Origin of the sequence: Terasakiispira papahanaumokuakeensis (assembly GCF_001709345.1) — a bacterium.
Lineage (GTDB): Bacteria > Pseudomonadota > Gammaproteobacteria > Pseudomonadales > Halomonadaceae > Terasakiispira > Terasakiispira papahanaumokuakeensis.
This window is the reverse complement of sequence record NZ_MDTQ01000001.1, coordinates 3,299,307-3,319,534: the sequence shown is the minus strand read 5'-3', so window position 1 is coordinate 3,319,534 and position 20,228 is coordinate 3,299,307. Positions and strand designations below refer to the sequence as shown.

The 20,228-nt window shown below is 52.2% G+C and carries 16 protein-coding genes; 13 read left to right on the top strand and 3 right to left on the bottom strand.

Annotation, left to right across the window (positions count from 1 at the left end; translation table 11 throughout):
* Window positions 1–69: 69 nt before the first annotated feature.
* The 5 genes from ileS to thiO are packed head-to-tail and all read left to right on the top strand — an operon-like array spanning window position 70 to window position 6,120.
* Window positions 70–2,922: an isoleucine--tRNA ligase gene (gene ileS, locus BFW38_RS14405; protein WP_068999525.1), complete on the top strand. Its 2,853-nt coding sequence runs from the start codon at window positions 70–72 to the stop codon at window positions 2,920–2,922.
* A 12-nt stretch (window positions 2,923–2,934) separates the two neighbouring features.
* Complete coding sequence (gene lspA, locus BFW38_RS14400) at window positions 2,935–3,525, top strand: signal peptidase II (RefSeq protein WP_084004679.1); 591 nt, start codon at window positions 2,935–2,937, stop codon at window positions 3,523–3,525.
* Between the two features lie 6 nt (window positions 3,526–3,531).
* Window positions 3,532–3,990, top strand: coding sequence for an FKBP-type peptidyl-prolyl cis-trans isomerase (fkpB, locus tag BFW38_RS14395; RefSeq protein WP_425427919.1), 459 nt, complete (start codon window positions 3,532–3,534; stop codon window positions 3,988–3,990).
* A gap of 11 nt (window positions 3,991–4,001) precedes the next feature.
* The gene (gene ispH, locus BFW38_RS14390; protein WP_068999524.1) at window positions 4,002–4,958 is read left to right on the top strand and encodes a 4-hydroxy-3-methylbut-2-enyl diphosphate reductase; all 957 of its coding nucleotides are present in this window, start codon (window positions 4,002–4,004) and stop codon (window positions 4,956–4,958) included.
* Between the two features lie 31 nt (window positions 4,959–4,989).
* Window positions 4,990–6,120 (top strand): glycine oxidase ThiO, encoded by a 1,131-nt coding sequence (thiO, locus tag BFW38_RS14385; RefSeq protein WP_068999523.1) that lies wholly within the window; start codon window positions 4,990–4,992, stop codon window positions 6,118–6,120.
* An 82-nt stretch (window positions 6,121–6,202) separates the two neighbouring features.
* On the opposite strand, the gene BFW38_RS14380 is transcribed toward thiO, so the two are convergent.
* Window positions 6,203–6,517: a PP0621 family protein gene (locus BFW38_RS14380; protein ID WP_068999522.1), complete on the bottom strand. Its 315-nt coding sequence runs from the start codon at window positions 6,515–6,517 to the stop codon at window positions 6,203–6,205.
* 163 nt (window positions 6,518–6,680) lie between these two features.
* Here BFW38_RS14380 and BFW38_RS14375 point away from each other — a divergent pair, with 163 nt between their 5' ends.
* Entirely contained in the window at window positions 6,681–8,306 is a 1,626-nt protein-coding gene (locus tag BFW38_RS14375; protein ID WP_068999521.1) for an NAD+ synthase, read from the top strand.
* 145 nt (window positions 8,307–8,451) lie between these two features.
* Here the strand turns inward: BFW38_RS14375 and BFW38_RS14370 are convergent, their stop codons facing one another.
* Complete coding sequence (locus tag BFW38_RS14370) at window positions 8,452–9,294, bottom strand: outer membrane protein assembly factor BamD (protein WP_084004677.1); 843 nt, start codon at window positions 9,292–9,294, stop codon at window positions 8,452–8,454.
* 112 nt (window positions 9,295–9,406) lie between these two features.
* Between BFW38_RS14370 and rluD the strand changes: the two genes are divergently transcribed.
* The 5 genes from rluD to ilvN all read left to right on the top strand — a co-directional run bounded on the left by rluD (window position 9,407) and on the right by ilvN (window position 16,683).
* Window positions 9,407–10,369, top strand: coding sequence for a 23S rRNA pseudouridine(1911/1915/1917) synthase RluD (gene rluD, locus BFW38_RS14365; protein ID WP_068999520.1), 963 nt, complete (start codon window positions 9,407–9,409; stop codon window positions 10,367–10,369).
* A 69-nt stretch (window positions 10,370–10,438) separates the two neighbouring features.
* Window positions 10,439–11,185: a peptidoglycan editing factor PgeF gene (gene pgeF / locus BFW38_RS14360; protein ID WP_068999519.1), complete on the top strand. Its 747-nt coding sequence runs from the start codon at window positions 10,439–10,441 to the stop codon at window positions 11,183–11,185.
* A gap of 191 nt (window positions 11,186–11,376) precedes the next feature.
* The gene (gene clpB, locus BFW38_RS14355; RefSeq protein ID WP_068999518.1) at window positions 11,377–13,977 is read left to right on the top strand and encodes an ATP-dependent chaperone ClpB; all 2,601 of its coding nucleotides are present in this window, start codon (window positions 11,377–11,379) and stop codon (window positions 13,975–13,977) included.
* 484 nt (window positions 13,978–14,461) lie between these two features.
* Window positions 14,462–16,186, top strand: a complete 1,725-nt coding sequence (locus BFW38_RS14350; protein ID WP_068999517.1) for an acetolactate synthase 3 large subunit — start codon at window positions 14,462–14,464, stop codon at window positions 16,184–16,186.
* A 2-nt stretch (window positions 16,187–16,188) separates the two neighbouring features.
* A complete protein-coding gene (gene ilvN, locus BFW38_RS14345; protein WP_068999516.1) occupies window positions 16,189–16,683 on the top strand; it encodes an acetolactate synthase small subunit in 495 nt (164 codons plus the stop codon).
* 112 nt (window positions 16,684–16,795) lie between these two features.
* Here ilvN and ilvY read toward each other — a convergent pair whose 3' ends face one another.
* Entirely contained in the window at window positions 16,796–17,710 is a 915-nt protein-coding gene (gene ilvY / locus BFW38_RS14340) for an HTH-type transcriptional activator IlvY (protein ID WP_068999515.1), read from the bottom strand.
* A 173-nt stretch (window positions 17,711–17,883) separates the two neighbouring features.
* Between ilvY and ilvC the strand changes: the two genes are divergently transcribed.
* The gene (ilvC, locus tag BFW38_RS14335) at window positions 17,884–18,900 is read left to right on the top strand and encodes a ketol-acid reductoisomerase (protein WP_068999514.1); all 1,017 of its coding nucleotides are present in this window, start codon (window positions 17,884–17,886) and stop codon (window positions 18,898–18,900) included.
* A gap of 292 nt (window positions 18,901–19,192) precedes the next feature.
* Window positions 19,193–20,047 (top strand): CDP-diacylglycerol--serine O-phosphatidyltransferase, encoded by an 855-nt coding sequence (pssA, locus tag BFW38_RS14330; protein ID WP_068999513.1) that lies wholly within the window; start codon window positions 19,193–19,195, stop codon window positions 20,045–20,047.
* The last annotated feature ends 181 nt before the right edge of the window (window positions 20,048–20,228 follow it).

The window sequence follows — 20,228 nt, the reverse complement described above, 5'->3', positions numbered from 1 at the left end:
ACAAAGTTTGATAAACAAGGTTTGATTAACAAAGTTCGATTAGTGAATTCAGGACAGTGAACCAGGCTCATGACTGACTATAAGCATACGCTGAATCTTCCCGAGACGGATTTCCCCATGCGGGGGAACTTGCCTAAACGCGAGCCAGAACGTCTTAAACAATGGGCGCAAATGGATCTTTATGGCCAGCTGAGACAGGCTGGAAAAGGGCGTGAGCGCTTTATTCTTCACGATGGCCCTCCCTATGCCAATGGCAATCTGCATCTGGGCCATGCGTTGAATAAAATCCTCAAAGACATCATCGTGAAGTCTAAAACGCTGTCGGGCTACGATGCGCCTTATGTCCCCGGGTGGGACTGCCATGGTTTACCGATCGAGCATAAAATTGAAACGCTGCACGGCAAATCTCTAGATGCGGATAAAGCGCGTGGCTTATGCCGTGAGTATGCCCAAGAGCAAGTCGAAGGCCAGAAGGGCGAGTTCGTTCGCTTGGGCGTGCTGGCTGACTGGGATAACCCTTACTTAACCATGAATTTTGCCAATGAAGCCAACGAAATTCGGGCATTGGGCAAGATGGTTGAAGCCGGCTATGTGTTTAAAGGGTTGAAGCCTGTTAACTGGTGTTTTGATTGTGGTTCTGCGCTGGCCGAAGCTGAGGTCGAGTATAAGGATAAACAGTCGGCGACACTCGATGTCGCATTTACAGCGGCTGATCCGGATAAAGTGGCGGCCGCTTTTGGTCTCGCGGCATTGGATAAGCCCATTCAGATCGTGATCTGGACGACAACGGCTTGGACTATCCCGGCCAACCAAGCACTGAATGTCCATCCTGAGTTTACGTATGCGCTAGTTGAGACCGATGATCGTGTCTTGATTTTGGCCGAAGAGCTGGTTGAAAGCTGTTTGCAACGTTATGGCCGTGAAGGTCATCTCTTAGCGACGGCGCAAGGGGCGGCTTTGGAGCATTTAGCCTTCCGTCATCCTTTGGCGGATGTCGACCCGGGCTATGACCGCGTGTCACCCGTTTATTTGGCGGACTATGTTGAGTTAGGTGCGGGGACAGGCATTGTCCATTCGGCACCCGCTTATGGTGAGGATGACTTTGTCACTTGCCGTCACTATGGCATGGCGTTTGATGATATCCGCAACCCGGTTCAGTCTAATGGCGTCTATGCTGACGATTTGCCGCTATTCGGCGGGCTAATGATTTGGAAAGCCAATCCCAAAATCATTGAGGCTTTGAGCGAAGCCGGTCAGCTGTTGGTCAGTGAAAATATTTCTCACAGTTATATGCATTGCTGGCGCCATAAAACGCCGGTGATCTATCGCGCCACTGCGCAGTGGTTTGTGGGGATGGATATCCCGGATGGCGAAGGCCTGACGTTACGTCAGCGTGCCTTGGATGCGATCGAGCAAACACAGTTTTATCCTGACTGGGGTAAAGCCCGTTTGCGCGGCATGATCGAGAATCGTCCGGACTGGTGTATCTCGCGTCAACGTAACTGGGGCGTACCGATTCCCTTCTTCCTGCATAAAGCCACTGGCGAACTGCACCCGAATACGCTGGGGTTGCTGGAGCAGGTGGCACAGAACGTTGAGCAATCAGGTATTGATGTCTGGTTCAAGCTCAGCGCCGAAGATCTGCTCGGGGACGAAGCCAAGGATTACGACAAAGTGACGGATACGCTGGATGTGTGGTTTGATTCCGGCACCACGCATTGGCATGTGATGCGTGGCTCTCATCCGATGGGGCATGACAATGGTCCCCGCGCTGACTTGTACCTGGAAGGCTCTGATCAACACCGGGGTTGGTTCCACTCATCCTTGTTGACTGGCTGTGCTATTGATGGCCATGCGCCTTATCGAAGCCTATTGACCCATGGTTTTACGGTCGATGAGAAAGGCTTCAAGATGTCCAAATCCTTGGGCAATACCATTGTGCCTCAGGAAGTGACCGATAAGTTAGGGGCTGATATTTTGCGCCTGTGGGTCGCCTCGACCGATTTCTCTGGGGAAATGGCAGTCTCACAGCAGATTCTGCAACGTACGGCTGATGTTTATCGACGCATCCGTAATACCTCACGCTTTTTATTGTCGAATTTGAATGGTTTCGATCCGGCACAGGATGCTCTGGCACCTGAAGCGATGCTGCCGTTGGATCGTTGGATTGTGGATGCCGCTTTGCAGTTACAGCAGAAAGTGGTCAGCGCCTACGATCAATATCGTTTCCTTGATGTTTACCAGCAGGTGCATCATTTCTGCGTCAGTGAGTTGGGTGGTTTTTATCTGGACATCATCAAAGACCGCCAATACACCACTCAGACCAACTCTCAGGCTCGTCGCTCCTGTCAGACTGCGCTCTATCATGTGGCTGAAGCGCTGGTCCATTGGATTGCTCCGATTCTATCCTTCACCGCTGAAGAGATTAATGAGCATTTGCCGGGCCAACGGTCACCCAGTATTTTCCTTGGCCAGTGGTATAACGGCCTCTTCCCGCTGGCTGATGATGCGGCTCTGAATCGTGAGTTCTGGCCTCGGCTGCTGGCGGCGAAAGCGGCTGTGAATAAATGCCTTGAAGATGCGCGTAATGAAAAGCTCATCAAAGCGTCTTTGTCGGCAGAAGTGACGCTCTATGTCGATGATGTGCTGAAGGCTGATTTGGCCCGACTGGATGATGAGCTGCGCTTTGTGTTATTGACTTCGGGCGCCACTCTGAGGCCTCTCAACGAAGCCCCTGCAGATGCGCGTGAGACTGAACTCGACGGCATGAAGGTGGTGGTTGCAGCCAGCCAGGCACCTAAGTGTGAGCGCTGCTGGCATCATCGTGAAGATGTCGGGCAGCATGTGGAACATCCGGATCTGTGTGGTCGTTGTGTGTCCAACTTGCCCGATGGGGCCGGCGAAATTCGCCGTTATGCCTGATTCGAGGTGGTTATGAGCGAGCGAGAACCGGCTGCGGCCGGTCTCCTGCAACGGCATCCCCAGTGGCGCTGGCTATGGTTAGCGGTGCTGGTGGTGGTGTTTGATCTAGCGTCTAAGGCCTGGGTATCGAGTGTTTTCCAGTATGGTGAGCGCTGGGATGTTCTACCGGTGTTTCAATTAACGTTGCTGCATAATACCGGGGCTGCATTCAGTTTCTTGGCAGACCATGATGGCTGGCAGCGCTGGCTGTTTGCCTTGATTGGGGTTGTTGCGGTAGTGGGTATTTTGATCTGGTTAGGCCGCCTTAAACGTCATGAGACGATCTTGGCCTTAGGGTTAACGCTGATTCTGGGCGGGGCGATTGGCAACTTACATGACCGACTCATGTTGGGTTATGTCGTCGATTTTCTGGCCTTCCATTGGCAGTATCGTTACTTCCCCGCGTTTAATCTGGCCGATTCAGCGATTACCTTAGGGGCAATATTGATTGGTTGGGATTTGATGTTTGGGGGACAGAATGTTCGACATAAAACGGCTGAGGCCAAATCTTCGCCGACATCATCACAATCAACATCACCAACCCGTAAGTCAGGCCATAAGTGAGGCGCTATGATGAGCGAGACAACATTGACGATCGAAGCGGGCATGCAGGTAACACTGCATTTTGCCCTGCGTTTGGAAGATGGCGCTGAAGTCGACAGTACTTTTAATCAGCAGCCCGCCACGCTGACCATTGGTGATGGCAATCTGCCTGAAGGCTTCGAACAGCATTTATTGGGTCTGAAAGCTGGCCAACATGAAACCTTCCATGTAGCGCCGGAGCAGGCGTTTGGCCAGCCGAATCCGAATAACGTACAACGGATGAAGCGTTCCGCTTTTGCTGAAGTTGATGAGTTGGTGCCGGGGATGGTGCTGTCGTTTGCGGATAAAGCGGGTGGAGAATTGCCTGGTGTTGTGAAAGGGATTGAAGGCGATCAGGTCGATATCGATTTCAACCATCCTCTTGCTGGGCGTACCCTGGTCTTTGAGGTGGATATTCTTGAGGTGAAACCGATCACTGTTCAGTGATGGGAGACAACATGTCATTCAGCATTCAGTTAGCCAATCCTCGCGGTTTTTGTGCCGGGGTGGATCGCGCTATTGAGATTGTGAACCGAGCGCTTGATGTCTTTGGCGCTCCGATCTATGTACGTCATGAAGTCGTGCATAACCGCTTCGTTGTGGAATCACTGCGTGAGCGCGGGGCGGTCTTTGTCGATGAACTTGATGAAGTCCCCGATAATGTTATCGTCATTTTTTCTGCTCATGGGGTCTCTCAGGCGGTGCAGCTGGAAGCCGAGCGTCGTGGGTTAAGAGTGTTTGATGCCACTTGTCCGCTGGTCACCAAGGTGCATATGGAAGTTTTGCGCTACAGCCAAAAAGGTGAGGAGTGCATTCTGATCGGCCACCATGGGCATCCGGAAGTTGAAGGCACTATGGGCCGTTATGATCGTTCTGCTGGCGGGGATATCTACCTGGTGGAAAGTGAGGCTGATGTCGCTCAGCTTGAGGTTAAGGATCCTGCTCGCTTGGCGTATGTGACGCAAACGACGCTATCCATGGATGATACGGCCAAAGTTATTGATGCATTACGCCACCGTTTTCCTGGTATTCAGGGGCCGCGTAAAAACGATATCTGTTATGCCACCCAAAACCGACAAGATGCCGTGCGTGAGTTGGCTGATTGTGCTGATGTCGTCCTGGTGGTAGGGAGCCCTAATAGTTCGAACTCGAATCGTTTGCGTGAGCTGGCTGAGCGAATGGCCACCCCCGCTTATCTGATTGATACCGCCAGTGACCTGAATCCTGAGTGGGTTAAAGAAGTCGCTTCGGTGGGGATTACCGCAGGGGCTTCGGCACCTGAGGTGTTAGTGCGCCAGGTGATTGATCAGTTGGTGGCTTGGGGCGGCAAGCCTCCGGCTGAATTGCCGGGAAGAGAAGAGAATATTACGTTCACTATGCCGAAGGCATTGCGTATTCCGACAGAGTCTTTATAGCTCGTCGTCACCGCTCTGGAGGGGCGTCATCATGAACGATTTTCTGATTGTAGGTGGCGGTGTCATTGGCATGATGATGGCACGTCAACTGGCCGATGCGGGTGCCGATGTCACTCTGTTGGAGCGGGGTCACTGTGGTCAGAAGGCCTCCTGGGCCGGGGGTGGGATTGTCTCGCCTTTGTACCCCTGGCGCTACTCTGAAGAAGTGACTGCGTTGGCCGCTCAGTCTCAGTCCAGTTATCAACCTCTGACGCAAGCCTTATTGGACGAAACCGGAATTGATCCGGAGTTACGGTCTAAAGGCCTCTTGTACTTACGCGTGGCCGATGAAGCAGATGCTTTGGCTTGGGCTGAACAGACGCAGCGCCCGCTTGAAGTCGTTGATGGGGCCTTTTTGTATGACAAAGAGCCTGAAGTAGCGCCTGGTCATGATCGTGCATTGTGGATGCCAGACCTCGCTAGCGTGCGTAATCCGCGCTTGTGCCAAGCTTTGCGTGCTTCCCTTATCGCTCGAAGCAATGTGAGGCTGTTGGAAGAGAGTGAAGTGACAGGGCTTGAAGTGGATGAAAATTCACGCGAAGTGTTGGGCGTGCGTGGACGACAGATGATGTTCGCGGCTAGACGTACAGTGCTATGCAATGGCGCCTGGGCGGGTGAGCTACTGAATGATTTAGGTGTGGCTAGTGGTATTAAGCCTGTGCGTGGCCAAATGATTGCCTTTAAGGCTGAGCCTGGCTTGCTAGGCAGGGTGGTGCTCATGGATGGCCGCTACTTAATTCCACGTAGCGATGGCCATATCTTGGCAGGCTCGACGCTTGAATATACGGGGTTTGATGATCGTACTAGTGAAGATGCGCTAGATTCGTTAAAAGAAAGTGCTTATCGGCTGATGCCTAAACTGCGGGATTGTCCCGTGGCGCATCATTGGGCAGGACTTCGTCCTGGATCAGTGGACGGTGTGCCTTGGATCGGGGCTGTGCCGGGATATGAGAATCTCTATATTAACGCTGGGCATTTCCGGAATGGGCTCGTATTGGCCCCTGCGGCAACCCAGTTGTTGAGCGATCAGCTTTTGGGACAGGCGACACAGATTGATCCGGCGCCTTATCAGCCTGCAGTGCGTCAGCGCGCGCTTGCTGAAACTGGTGGCAGTCATCACTGATTGAGCCCAATGCATTGGGCCCGTCTCAGGCAGGGTGATTTTGGGTTTTGCAGTGATTTGTTATTTCGTGGTGATGTGGCGCTTAATGATGATCGGGATCATCTTTGCGAGGCGCTTGGCGCTGGGGCTTATCATTAAGTGGACCGCCATCCAGAAAGTGTTGGCGATGTTCCGGACAGCAGAAATGTAGATGAGCGCCGTGTGTTAGGCTTTCATTGGCCGGTAAGTGAAGGCCGCAATAGTCACATTTCACCATCGGAGCGCCTGCTTGGTTCGTTTTTTCTTGTCGAGCAGGAGGACTCGCTGGCTGCTTCGCCTGCTGAACCATCTTCCAGATGCGATAGCCCGCCCAGAAGACCAGAATAAAAATGATGAGGCGGATAATCAAAAAGCCCATTGTTTCTCCTTTGTGTCTGCTGACATAGCCTTTGCCATTTGCCCCATGATTGCCCAGAATAAGCACATTTTAGCAGGCATTGAAAATACAGGTTCGTTATTAATGCGGCTATGCGCGCATTAGACTACAGATTACTTGTTGCTCATTACCAAGAGACACCGTCATGACCGTTCAGATCACCATGGCTCAGCTTGACCTCGTTGTAGGCGATATCGAGGGAAATACACACCGCATTATTGAAGCCGCCAAGGATGCGAGGCAACGGTTTGGTGCAGACATTGTCATGTTCCCTGAGCTGGCCATTACCGGGTACCCTCCTGAAGATCTGTTGCTGCGCCCCTCTCTTCATGAGCGAGTTGATCAGGCCTGTGCGCAGCTCGCGAGTGCTGTTCCCGATATGACGCTGATTGTGGGCTACCCTGCTTGGCGTGAGGGGTATTTATATAATGCAGCCGGAATCCTGTCCAATGGGCAATGGATTGCAGAATATTATAAGCAGGTGTTGCCAAACTATCAGGTTTTTGATGAAAAGCGCTATTTCGAAGCGGGGCAGCATCCGTTAGTCCTTGATTTGCACGGCATGCGCTTGGGTATTTTGGTGTGTGAAGATGTGTGGGTCAACGGTCCGGCAGAGCAGGCCCGTAATGCCGGTGCCGAAGCGCTATTGGTATTGAATGCCTCTCCTTACCATCAAAATAAAATGCCTGTTCGACGGGCGATCACCCGCGATCGGGCTGCTCATCTTGGGCTACCCATTCTGTATTGCAATTGTGTCGGCGGTCAGGATGAATTGGTTTTTGATGGCGGCTCTTATGCGATTGCCGATGATGGCCAAGTACTGGTTCAGGGCCCGGTGTTGAAGGAAGCGTTGGTGGCGGCTGATCTGAGTCGTTATGAAGGTCGCGTCGTGTTACTGCCGGGGGCCCAAGCCCCGATTCCTGAACCTTTGACCTACCTCTATCAAGCGCTGGTGTTGGGGCTGCGTGATTACGTCAATAAGAGCGGCTTTAAAGGCGTTGTCATGGGGCTGTCCGGCGGTATTGATTCAGGATTATCTTTGGCCATTGCCGTCGATGCGCTAGGGGCTGATCGTGTTCATGCCGTTATGATGCCGTATCACTATACCTCTTCTATGAGTGTGGAAGATGCTGAGGCTCAAGCCAAGTTACTAGGCGTGGATTATGAAGTGCTACCGATTGCGCCGATGGTGGAAGCCTTTATGTCGACGTTGAGTGAAACCTTTGCGGGGACTGATCGGGACACGACGGAAGAGAATCTGCAGGCCCGCTGTCGTGGTGTTATGCTGATGGCGATTTCTAATAAAAAAGGATTGATGGTCCAGACCACGGGCAATAAGAGTGAGATCGCGGTTGGTTATGCCACGCTCTATGGCGATATGGTGGGTGGTTTTAATGCACTGAAGGATGTGTATAAAACGATGGTCTTTGAGCTTGCCCGGTATCGCAATCAGATCAGTCCTGCTATTCCTGAACGTGTGATCACGCGTCCGCCATCAGCCGAGTTGGCGCCAGATCAGAAAGATGAAGACTCATTGCCCGCTTATCCGGTACTCGATGCCATTTTGGAACGCTATATCGAAGGTGATCAGTCAGCAGAAGCCATTATTCAATCCGGTTTCCATGCGGACGATGTTTATCAAGTTGTTCGGTTAGTGGATCGTAATGAGTATAAGCGCCGTCAGGCCGCGCCTGGCGTCAGGGCCAGTGTGCGAGGGTTTGGCCGTGACCGCCGCTATCCTATTGTGAATCATTGGCAGCCGGGCCATTAATGGCCGGTGTCATGGATGGGTCGTATCATTCATGAATAGGTGCATATAAAAAAGGCCCACTTGGGGCCTTTTTTACTATCAGCTTTACTATCGGATTTGCTGTCGGGTTTACTCTCAAGTAAGCCCAACAAGTGAACCGATCAGGCTAGTCGATTAAGTCAAATGTGATGATCTGCCAGAAGGTCTTATCCGGTTGATTGGGCGGATAGCGCATTTGAAAACCCTGTGCGGTAAGCTGCGGGTGCTGCGGATCGACCTGTCGCAGCAACTTGATCATTTTGTCCGCTTGATCTTGTAGTTTTAAATGCTCATAGCCTTCTGCCATGACCGCAATCGCGTCCGGCAGGGCGGGGGTATCCTGATAACCTTGCAAGACGGTGCGGCCACGGCCAATAGCGGCTTCCGGCGCGCCTCGGCGTAAATAAAACTGACCGATATAGACTTCCTGGCGAGCCAACAGATTTTTCAAGTAACGCATGCGCTGTCTGGCATCTGAGGCATAATCACTATTGGGAAAGCGTTGAACGAGCTTCAGAAAATCATCATAGGCTTCCCTCGTGGCGCCTGGGTCACGCTGGGATAAGTCGACTAAGTCGAGACTTTCTAGCGCATAGCGACCTGCTCGCCAAGCCGCTAAGCCTTTCACGTAGTAGGCATAGTCCAATTTGGAGTGATCCGGATGTAAACGAATGAAGCGGCTGGCTGTAGCGCGTGCGGCTTCGTAATTCTCGTTCTGGTAGTTCACGTAGATCAGCTCAAGCTGCACCTGTTCAGCATAGTCCCCAAAAGGAAAGCGGGATTCCAAGTCTTGTAAGTTTTGCAGTGCGGTTTGATAGCGCTCATCGTCCAACGCTTCTTCAGCCGCTTGATAGAGCTGGGCCTCGCTTTGGTCTTCCGGAGCTGGCGCGCTGGCACAACCCGCCAGCCATAAGCCGTTGAAGATAAGCAGTGCACCTCCTAAGGTGCGAGCAAGCAATCGAGATGTCATGCTGGAATCCATCTGAACCGGATATCAATGATCCGGCATTTGAGTGACAGTGTTAAAATTGTCGGTCTATTCAACCGATCCCTAAGGATCCATAACCGAGTCAAGAGTCTACATGCCTCAACGTCTTCAACAAAGTGTCGAAGTGACAGAAAAGCTGACTGGTCTTCGATTAGATCAGGCTGCGGCCGAACTGTTCCCGGATTTTTCACGAGCGCGACTACAGCAGTGGGTACGTGATGGCGGCCTGACACTCAATGGCCACACCGCGAAACCGAAAGACAAGGTCGCACTGGGAGATCAATTGGTACTGGAGGTCGAACTGGAGGTTCAAACTGACCATCAAGCACAAGCGATTGCCCTCGATATCGTCTATGAAGATGAGGCAATCATTGTGCTGAACAAGCCGGCTGGGCTTGTGGTCCATCCGGCTGCTGGCCATCAGGATGGTACCTTATTGAATGCGTTGCTTCATCATGAACCGATGTTGGATAAAGTGCCCCGTGCTGGAATTGTGCATCGTTTGGACAAAGACACCTCCGGATTGATGGTCGTGGCGCGCTCACTTGAGGCTCAGAACTCACTCGTGACTCAGTTACAAGATCGGAGTATGGGGCGAGAGTATGATGCGGTGGTTGTGGGGGCTTTAATCAGCGGGGGCACTGTGGATGCACCGATTGGACGTCATCCTAAGGATCGCAAGCGGCAGGCGGTGGTCAGTCACGGTGGCAAACCGGCCGTGACCCATTATCGCGTGGTGGAGCGTTTTCGTGGTCACTCGCATATTCGCTGTAAACTTGAAACGGGCCGAACCCATCAGATTCGAGTCCATATGGCACACCTGCATCACGCCCTAGTGGGGGATCCTGTTTACGCTGGACGTATGCGCATTCCACCCGGCTCAAGTGACGCTTTGAAAGAAATCGTGCGTGTCTTTCCTCGCCAGGCTTTACATGCACGTCAGCTCACGTTACAGCATCCACTGACAGGCGAGACGATGACTTGGCGACGTGATAGCCCTGAAGATATGCAGACACTGCTGCGCATTCTGGCTGAAGATACCGCTGCCTTCTCTTGATTGGAAGGCTCAAACTAAAGCGCAGTGAAGGGCTGGCATCCTTGTTTCATTACGAAGGGGCAATACGCAATGAGTGAACAGTTTCTGGATATGATTCGTCCCCACTGGCCTGTACCGCCTCATGTGAAAGCCTTTGTGACGACTCGGGAGCAAGGGCCCAGCCAGGGGGGGTACGCCCATTTTAATCCAGCAGATCATGTCGGCGATGACCCCAACTATGTGAACGCTTGTCGACAGCGGTTGATGGGGGAGACCAACGAGCGGCCTTTGAACTGGTTAAATCAGGTGCATGGTACGCGGGTAGCGCACACCTTTGAGCCTGGCCAGGAGGCTGATGCCGCCGTCGCTTTTGACAGTGCTTATGCGTGTGTGGTCATGACCGCAGACTGTTTACCCGTGTTTTTCGCTGATCAAGAAGGCTCTCGTGTCGGCGTTGCTCATGCCGGTTGGCGCGGACTCGCGTCGGGTGTACTGGAAAACACCGTGGCGGCTCTGGAGTGTGAGCCGGCTGAAGTGATTGCTTGGTTGGGGCCTGCCATTGGCCCTCGGGTCTATGAAGTGGGATGTGAAGTGCGGGATGCTTTTGTTCACTATGATCCCGCTGCAGCAAGTGCCATTGTGCCGAGTCCTTATCGCTTGAAGCACTATATGATCGATCTTTATCGGTTGGCTCAGCTGCGCTTGGAATCGATTGGCGTCGTGCAGGTGTTTGGAGGCGGCTTTTGTACGGCAAGTGATGAGACGCGCTTCTATTCTTTTAGGCGCGATGGGGCGAATACCGGGCGAATGGCGAGCGTGATTTGGCTTGAGCACTGAGTCAAGTGTCATGTTCAAGCGCATCTTGATGGGCAGTCTCGAGTCTAGTCAAATACTTTGTGACTAAAATCATTTTTTTAGTCATTTTTTTCCGTTGAGCCCTTGAAGACGGTCATGAGCTCCCCCATTTATCGAATTAATTGGATGCCCGAGACCGGGCATTTTCGGGATTGAAATATGAGGACCGTGTCATGCGAATCGACCGTCTGACCAGCAAATTGCAAAATGCCTTTGCCGACGCCCAGTCTATGGCGGTTGGCCGTAGTCATAATGAATTAGCGCCCGCACACTTGTTGTTGGCGTTGCTCGAACAAGAGGATAGTCCACTTAAACCCCTCATTCGTCAGGCTGGCGGTGATGCAGGTCGTCTACGCGGAAGCTTGGATGAAGTTCTGAACCGGTTACCGACGGTTTCGGGTCAATATGATGGCAACGTTCAGTTGTCACAGGCTTTAGGCCGTTTATTGAATCTGGCTGACCGTGAATCTCAAAAACGGGGTGATCAATATATTGCCAGCGAACTGGTGTTGTTGTGTGCCCTGGAATTAAAGGATGACACCAGCAAAGCCATTGAGCAGGCGGGTTTGACCCAGCCTAAATTGGAGAAAGCGATTGAACAGGTCCGCGGCGGGGAGAAAGTTGATGACCCTAATGCGGAAGATCAACGTCAGGCGCTAAGTAAATATACGATTGATCTGACTGAGCGCGCTTTATCGGGCAAGCTTGATCCGGTGATTGGGCGTGATGATGAGATCCGCCGCACCATCCAGGTGTTACAGCGCCGTACCAAAAATAACCCCGTGTTGATTGGTGAGCCCGGCGTCGGGAAAACCGCCATTGTTGAAGGGCTTGCGCAGCGGATTGTAAATGGTGAAGTTCCCGAAGGCCTGAAAGATAAGAAAGTGCTGTCGCTGGATATGGGCTCTCTGATTGCTGGGGCTAAATTCCGGGGTGAGTTTGAGGAGCGTCTCAAAGCGGTGCTTAGCGATCTGTCCAAAGAAGAAGGGCAGGTGATCCTCTTTATCGATGAGCTGCATACCATGGTCGGCGCCGGTAAAGGCGAAGGCTCTATGGATGCGGGGAACATGCTCAAGCCTGCGCTGGCGCGGGGGGAACTGCACTGTGTCGGGGCCACCACGCTAGATGAGTATCGCCAGTACATCGAGAAAGATGCGGCACTTGAACGTCGTTTCCAAAAAGTCATCGTGGATGAGCCTTCAGAAGAAGATACGATCGCTATTTTGAGGGGGCTGAAAGAGCGTTACGAAGTTCACCATGGTGTGGAGATTACTGATAGTGCGGTGATCGCGGCGGCGAACTTATCCAGTCGTTATATTCCAGACCGCCAGTTGCCGGATAAAGCCATCGATCTAATGGATGAGGCGGCGAGCCGAATCCGCATGGAAATTGACTCCAAGCCGGAAGAGATGGATAAGCTGGAACGTCGGATGATCCAGTTAAAGATTGAACGTGAAGCCCTGAAAAAAGAAACCGATGACGGCTCGAAAAAAAGGCTCGATAGCTTGGATGAACTGATCGCGGACTATGAGCATCAGTATGCCGACCTGGAAGAGATCTGGAAAAGTGAAAAATCGAATCTGCAAGGGGCCCAGCAAATTAAGCAACAGCTGGAGCAAGCACGTATAGAGCTTGAGGCGGCAAAACGTAAAGGCGATTTGGGCCGGATGTCTGAGATCCAGTATGGCGTTATTCCAGACTTGGAGCGCAGCCTGCAAATGGCTGATCAGCATGAACCCGTTGCCCATTCACACCGCCTGTTGCGTAACCGTGTCACTGATGAAGAAATTGCTGAAGTGGTCTCACGGTGGACGGGGATTCCAGTGAATCGCATGCTGGAATCTGAGCGCGATAAGTTGTTACGTATGGAAGAAGCGCTCCATGAGCGTGTGATTGGCCAAGATGAAGCGGTGACTGCGGTGGCGAATGCGGTACGCCGTTCGCGAGCGGGTTTATCCGATCCTTTCCGTCCTAATGGGTCTTTCCTCTTTTTGGGGCCGACCGGGGTCGGTAAAACTGAGCTTTGTAAATCCCTGGCCAAGTTTCTCTTCGATACTGAAGAAGCCATGGTGCGGATCGATATGTCCGAATTCATGGAAAAACATGCCGTCAGTCGTTTGATCGGGGCGCCTCCGGGGTATGTGGGTTATGAGGAAGGGGGCTACCTGACCGAGGCAGTGCGTCGCAAACCCTATTCTGTGATTCTGCTTGATGAGGTGGAGAAAGCGCATCCAGATGTTTTCAACATCTTATTGCAGGTGTTAGAAGATGGCCGTTTGACTGACGGTCAGGGGCGCACAGTTGATTTTCGTAATACCGTGATTGTCATGACGTCCAACTTAGGGTCAGATCTGATCCAAACGCTGACAGCGGAATCGAGCTATGAGGCCATGAAGGCGCAGGTGATGGAGGTGGTGGGCACCCACTTCCGTCCTGAACTGCTGAATCGTATTGATGAGGTGGTTGTCTTCCATCCGCTGCAAAAAGATCAGATTCGTGGCATTGCTGAGATTCAGCTTGCCCGACTGTGTCAACGTTTGGCAGAACGCGAGTTATCGCTCACCTTGTCTGGCGAGTTCAACGATGCACTGGTTGAGCAGGGATATGATCCAGTCTTCGGTGCTCGTCCGCTCAAACGGGCTATTCAGCAATTGTTGGAAAACCCGTTGGCGCAAGCGATTCTGGCGGGCCGCTTTAGCCCAGGTGATACGATTCAGGTGCGCCTACAGAATGGGCAGCCCGTTTTTGAGCGAGCCGAACACGCTATGGTCTGAAGACGCTTAGTCTGATGCGATAACAAAAGGCTGATACGCTTAAAAGTGGCGACATCTTGGCACAAGATGTCGCCACTGCTTTTTTATGAGGTGAAAAATGCCTGCAAGCTGCGATTTCAATTGGATTTCGTATTGACATGCTCGCTGCATTATTGGAGGCTTTAAATATCCTGATAGCGGGCGCGAAACGGCTGGGGCCACCCCTCGGCACTCGTGTGATGGGTAAGAAGAAAAATTACCCGCCAGTCAAGGATCTTCCGGGCCAAGACCTATCCTCTGGCCTGGCTTACGCCCCATAACGTACCTACCGGTGCGCGAAGAGTGCCGATCCTATTCAAGGGTCATGTTTGCCAGGGCAAGGCAAGGCTTGTCAGGTGCCGCGACGTTCGTCGTGGCCGGATGTGCGTTTAGGCACATCAACAGGAAGGTGACTGCCAACGGTGGCAGCCACTTGCACTCGAATGTTTTCAGGGGGTTCACCAAGGTGGAATTACTCTCCGGTGCCGACATGATCGCCCGCTTTTTGGCGGACGAAGGTGTCGAGTACATTTATGGTTATCCCGGTGGTGCAGCACTGCACATTTATGATGCGCTCTTCCGTCAAGACGCCGTCAAACATGTGCTGGTGCGCCACGAGCAAGGCGCGACCCATATGGCGGACGGCTATGCCCGGGCCTCCGGTAAGCCGGGTGTCGTGCTGGTGACATCAGGGCCTGGTGCGACCAATGCTGTAACGGGTATTGCGACCGCGTATATGGACTCAGTGCCGATGGTGGTGCTGTGTGGCCAGGTGATGAGTCATCTGATTGGCGAGGATGCCTTTCAAGAAACTGATATTGTCGGGGTGACACGCCCGATCGTAAAACATAGTTTTACGGTTCGGCATCCTTCCGAGATTCCTGAAGTACTGAAAAAGGCTTTTTATATTGCCTCGACAGGTCGTCCTGGGCCGGTTGTCGTGGATATTCCCAAAGATATGACCTCGCCCACCGAGCGATTCGAGTACGTTTATCCGAAGAAGGTCAAACTACGCTCATATTCGCCTGTCATGCGTGGCCATACTGGGCAAATCCGCAAAGCTGTGGAGTTGATGCGTAAAGCGCGGCGGCCGATTTTGTTTGGTGGCGGCGGCTTGGTACTGGGCAAAGCGGCTGAGAAGTTTACCCAGCTAGCTCAAGCGCTGGACTTTCCCGTCACCACCTCATTGATGGGGATTGGCGCTTATCCCCAGACGGATCGCCAATCATTAGGCTGGTTGGGGATGCACGGCAGCTACGAAGCCAATATGGCAATGCACAGCAGTGACCTCGTGGTCTGTATCGGAGCGCGCTTTGATGACCGTGCGACCAACAATACCTCTAAGTTCTGCCCCACTGCGAAAATAGTGCATGTGGATATTGATCCGTCATCGATTGGTAAAACGGTGCGTGTTGATGTTCCGATTGTTGGACCCGCAGAAAGTGTCATTGACGAAATGTTGCACCTGCTGGAACAGCATAAAGCAGACCCTGATCATTCCCTGAATGACTGGTGGAAGCAGATTGATGATTGGCGTGGCAGCCGTGTTGGCAAACTGTATGAGCCAGCAGAGGTGGAGGCGACACTCAAGCCACAGCAGGTTGTTGAAGCGGTTTGGGAAATCACAAAAGGCCAAGCTTATGTCGTGACTGATGTCGGCCAACACCAGATGTTCGCGGCGCAGTACTATAAGTTTGACCGCCCCAATCGTTGGATCACATCCGGCGGGCTGGGCACTATGGGGTTTGGTTTGCCAGCGGCCATGGGCGTTAAGCTGAATTACCCGGAGGATGAGGTGGTACTGTTCACCGGGGAAGGTAGTTTTCAAATGATGTTGCAGGAGCTTTCGACCTGCCAGCAGTACGATATCCCGGTCAAAATTGTCAATTTGAACAATCAGTCTCTGGGTATGGTGCGCCAATGGCAGGATTTAAACTATAAGTCTCGTCATGCACAGTCTTATATGAAGTCTCTGCCTGATTTTAAAAAGCTGCTGGAAGCCTATGGGCATGTGGCGATGGAAGTGAAAAAGCCAGAAGACTTGCAGCCAACGCTGGATAAAGCGTTTGCGATCAAGGATCGAGTGGTCTTCCTCGACATTTATGTCGATCCTTTCGAGCACGTTTATCCCATGCAGGTGCCTCAGGGGGCTATGCGTGACATGTTGTTGTCTAAGACGGAGCGAACCTGATCATGCGACATATCATCTCGATCCTCATGGAAAACGAGGCGGGCGCCCTGTCGCGGGTGGTCGGGCTCTTCTCGCAGCGTAACTTCAACATTGAAAGCCTCAATGTGGCGCCAACTGATGACCCAACACTGTCACGATTGACCGTGACCACGGTGGGCGATGATCGGATTATTGAGCAAATCACCAAGCATCTGAATAAGCTCATTGATGTGGTCAAGCTGGTTGACCTCACTGAAGGTAATCACATCGAGCGTGAGTTGATGTTGATTAAAGTGAAGGCGGTCGGTGCGCAACGTGATGAAGTGAAGCGGACCACTGACATCTTTCGTGGCCAGATTGTGGATGTGACGCCCAGCGTTTATACCATTCAGCTGACCGGAGACTCTGATAAGTTGGACGCCTTTATTCAGGCATTAGGCAACAACACGATTCTCGAAGTTGTGCGCACCGGGGTCTCCGGGGTTGCACGTGGGGAGAAGGTGTTGAGCCTGCACTAAGTCAAGAATACTTGATTTGGGTGAATACTTGCGAGTCCCTAGAGCCGCTCTTCGGAGCGGCTTTTTCGTGTCAGATTGGTGTCATGATCATCGGCCAGCAACGCCTTAGGCTCTAAATCCCCGTGCTTTGCTGGCTATGGCGATGTTGGCCAACCAAGGACCACAGGGCGCGGATTAAAGGGTTATCCAAGCGTTTGCGTAATACACATAGCCCGACATCGTAAGCGGTTAATTCGGGTTGGACGCTGAGTACTTGTACGCGGTCAGCGAGTGGGCTGTTGTCTACGACAATACGAGGGACAACACCGATGCCCATGCCGAGCCCCACCATCGCCACAATGGCCTCGTTCCCGGCCGCTTGTGCCTTCACTGTGGGTTTGATGCCCCACTGCCTGAACCAATCTTCTGTCCGCGTGCGGGATAAGCCTGTTTCAGACAAAATCATAGGCACGTCAGCCCAGTCTTCATGGCGTCTTGGGGGCTTGAACGCGGCTCGGCCATCGGGCATTTCATTAGGCGCAATAAAGACTAGGGGCGAGTGACCCAGAGAAGTGAATGCCAGCCCATCGGGAATCACATCTGGGCGCGCGGCAATGGTCAGGTCGTCATTTTCATTCATGACTCGCCGAATGGCGTGGGCCGGGTCTCCTGTGTGCAGTTTGATGCCGATTCCAGGATGTTTCTGCCGAAGCTCGCTGAGCAAGGCATAGAGAAAGCTATAGCTGGCGGTCACAGAAGAGTAGAGGCTCAACTCGCCATACAGCTGCTCACTTTCTTCCATCATTAAATGACGGCAGTGTTCCCAGCGCGTTAATGCCTCCTTGGCGTATTGCTGAAAAACTTGCCCCTGTCGCGTCAGACGAACACTCCGGTTATCCCGCTCAAATAAGGTGACGCCTAACTGATCTTCGAGCTGTCGAATTAACCGGCTTAAAGTCGATGGGCTTACATGGCTGGCTTCGCTGGCGCGCCCAAAATGAAGCGTATCGGCTAAGTTTAAGAAATGTCTGAGATGGCGAGTATCCATGAGTTAACCAGCGTGTTGCGAAAAATGAAATGTTGTGTTGCAAATATATCAGTTTACGCAATGAGCGTCATCGCCTAAGGTGATTCCAGTGCGCTGCCATAGGGCGGCGCAAACCGAATATGATCCAGCGCCCGATTTGGCGTTGACTTTGAGTGAGCTTCAGGAGGCCACCCATGCAGGTTTTTTACGATAAGGATTGCGATCTTTCCATTATCCAGGGCAAGAAAGTTTCTGTGCTGGGCTATGGTTCTCAAGGCCATGCTCACGCCTGCAACCTGAAAGACTCAGGTGTTGATGTCACGGTCGGTCTGCGTGAAGGCTCTTCTTCTCGTGCCAAGGCTGAAAATGCCGGTCTGAAAGTTGCCAATATTGCAGAAGCCGTGGCCAGTGCTGATGTTGTTATGGTGCTGACGCCGGATGAGTACCAGAAAACGCTTTATCAAAATGAAATCATGCCGAATATCAAGCAAGGCGCTACGTTAGCCTTTGCTCACGGCTTTGCGATTCACTATAACCAGATTGAGCCGCGTAAAGATCTGGACGTGATCATGATCGCCCCGAAAGCACCGGGTCATACTGTACGCTCTGAGTTTGTTCGTGGCGGCGGTATTCCTGATTTGATCGCGATCTATCAGAATGCTTCAGGTGTTGCTAAAGATCTCGCGCTGTCCTATGCCTCTGCTATTGGGGGTGGGCGTACTGGGATTATTGAAACCACCTTTAAAGACGAAACTGAAACAGACCTCTTTGGCGAACAGGCGGTACTGTGTGGTGGTACTGTTGAGCTGGTTAAAGCGGGCTTCGAAACCCTAGTTGAGGCAGGTTACGCCCCTGAAATGGCCTATTTCGAGTGCTTGCACGAGCTGAAGCTGATCGTCGACCTGATGTATGAAGGCGGCATCGCCAACATGAACTACTCCATCTCTAATAATGCGGAGTATGGTGAGTACGTGACCGGGCCGGAAGTGATTAACGATGAATCGCGTCAGGCCATGCGCAACGCGCTGAAGCGTATTCAAGATGGCGAATATGCCAAAATGTTTATCGCCGAAGGCGATGCTAACTATCCGTCCATGACCGCTCGTCGCCGCAATAATGCGAACCACCCGATTGAGCAAGTGGGTGAGAAGTTGCGCGGTATGATGCCCTGGATCACTGCGAACAAGCTCGTCGATAAAGACAAGAACTGATTCGCAGATACCCGATTTCACCTTCTGGTGAAAAGCGCCTTGTGCGCAGCTAGCCAAAAAGAGCAGCAAAAGCTGTCACGTTGGACACCGCGCGGCCTAAGGGCCGCGCTTTTTATTATGACTAATCGCAACGTTTATCTCCGCCTACTTTTGTGTCCATCAGCTATAGTGACACTATAGCGTTAGGCTTAAGTGCTGATGATGGTTGGATTGGGTGTCCTGAAGACTCTGGGTGTACAATAGATGGATTCGGTTATGCCGATTTCAATTTGCTTACACTAAGGTGTCGTGCATGAGTCAGGAACAGTTTCCAGAATCTTCACGTGATGAAGAACAGGTCTCTGGAGCCCAGAAATCTTCTGAGCAGGATAAAAAGCCATCAGGGTTCGAGCCTTTATCTGATATTGACTTGGTGGATGAAGTGGTAGAAGAAACCGTCGAAGATGGTCAGCGTGTGAAGCGCCGTGGCATCTATTTATTGCCTAACTTGTTTACAACGGGCGCCCTGTTCTCGGGTTTTTATGCGATTGTCTCCGCCATGAACGGTACTTTCGACGTTGCAGCCATTGCGATTTTTGTCTCAATGATACTCGACGGCCTAGATGGTCGTGTTGCGCGGATGACCAATACGCAGAGTGCGTTTGGGGCCGAGTACGACAGTCTCGCTGATATGGTCTCCTTTGGGGTTGCGCCTGCTTTAGTCTCGTTCAGCTGGCTGCTCAAAGACTTGGGTAAATTTGGCTGGATCGCCGCCTTTATTTATGTCGCCGGTGCTGCTTTACGGTTGGCACGTTTTAATGTCCAGATCGGTAGCGTCGATAAGCGGTGGTTTATCGGGTTGCCTAGCCCGTCGGCAGCGGCCATCGTGGCAGGAATGGTGTGGACGTTACACGACTATGAACTGACTCACTGGGCATACCAGGTATTGGCTGGCGCTATTGTCGCAGCAGCAGGTCTCTTGATGGTCAGTAACGTTCGTTATTACAGTTTTAAGGATCTGGACCTTAAAGGTCGCGTGCCTTTTGTTATGCTACTGGTCTTAGTCTTAGTTTTTGCCATTGTGTCGATTGATCCTGCGACTATCCTATTAGTGTTCTTCTTAGGATATGGCGTGTCGGGCCCATTACGTGCCTTACTGCGACGTTAAAGAAGTGCTCTGCTGTTAACCTTGTTCAAAAGCGCCCTTATTATTAAAGACGCTCTCTATTTCAAAAGCCCCGCATGCGGGGCTTTTGTGAATCGAGTCTAAAATAAACCGACATTTTTTATTCACAGGGGTTGCGCTTGTGGAAGAAGGGTGTAGAATGCGCCCTCGTTGTCGGGGGAGG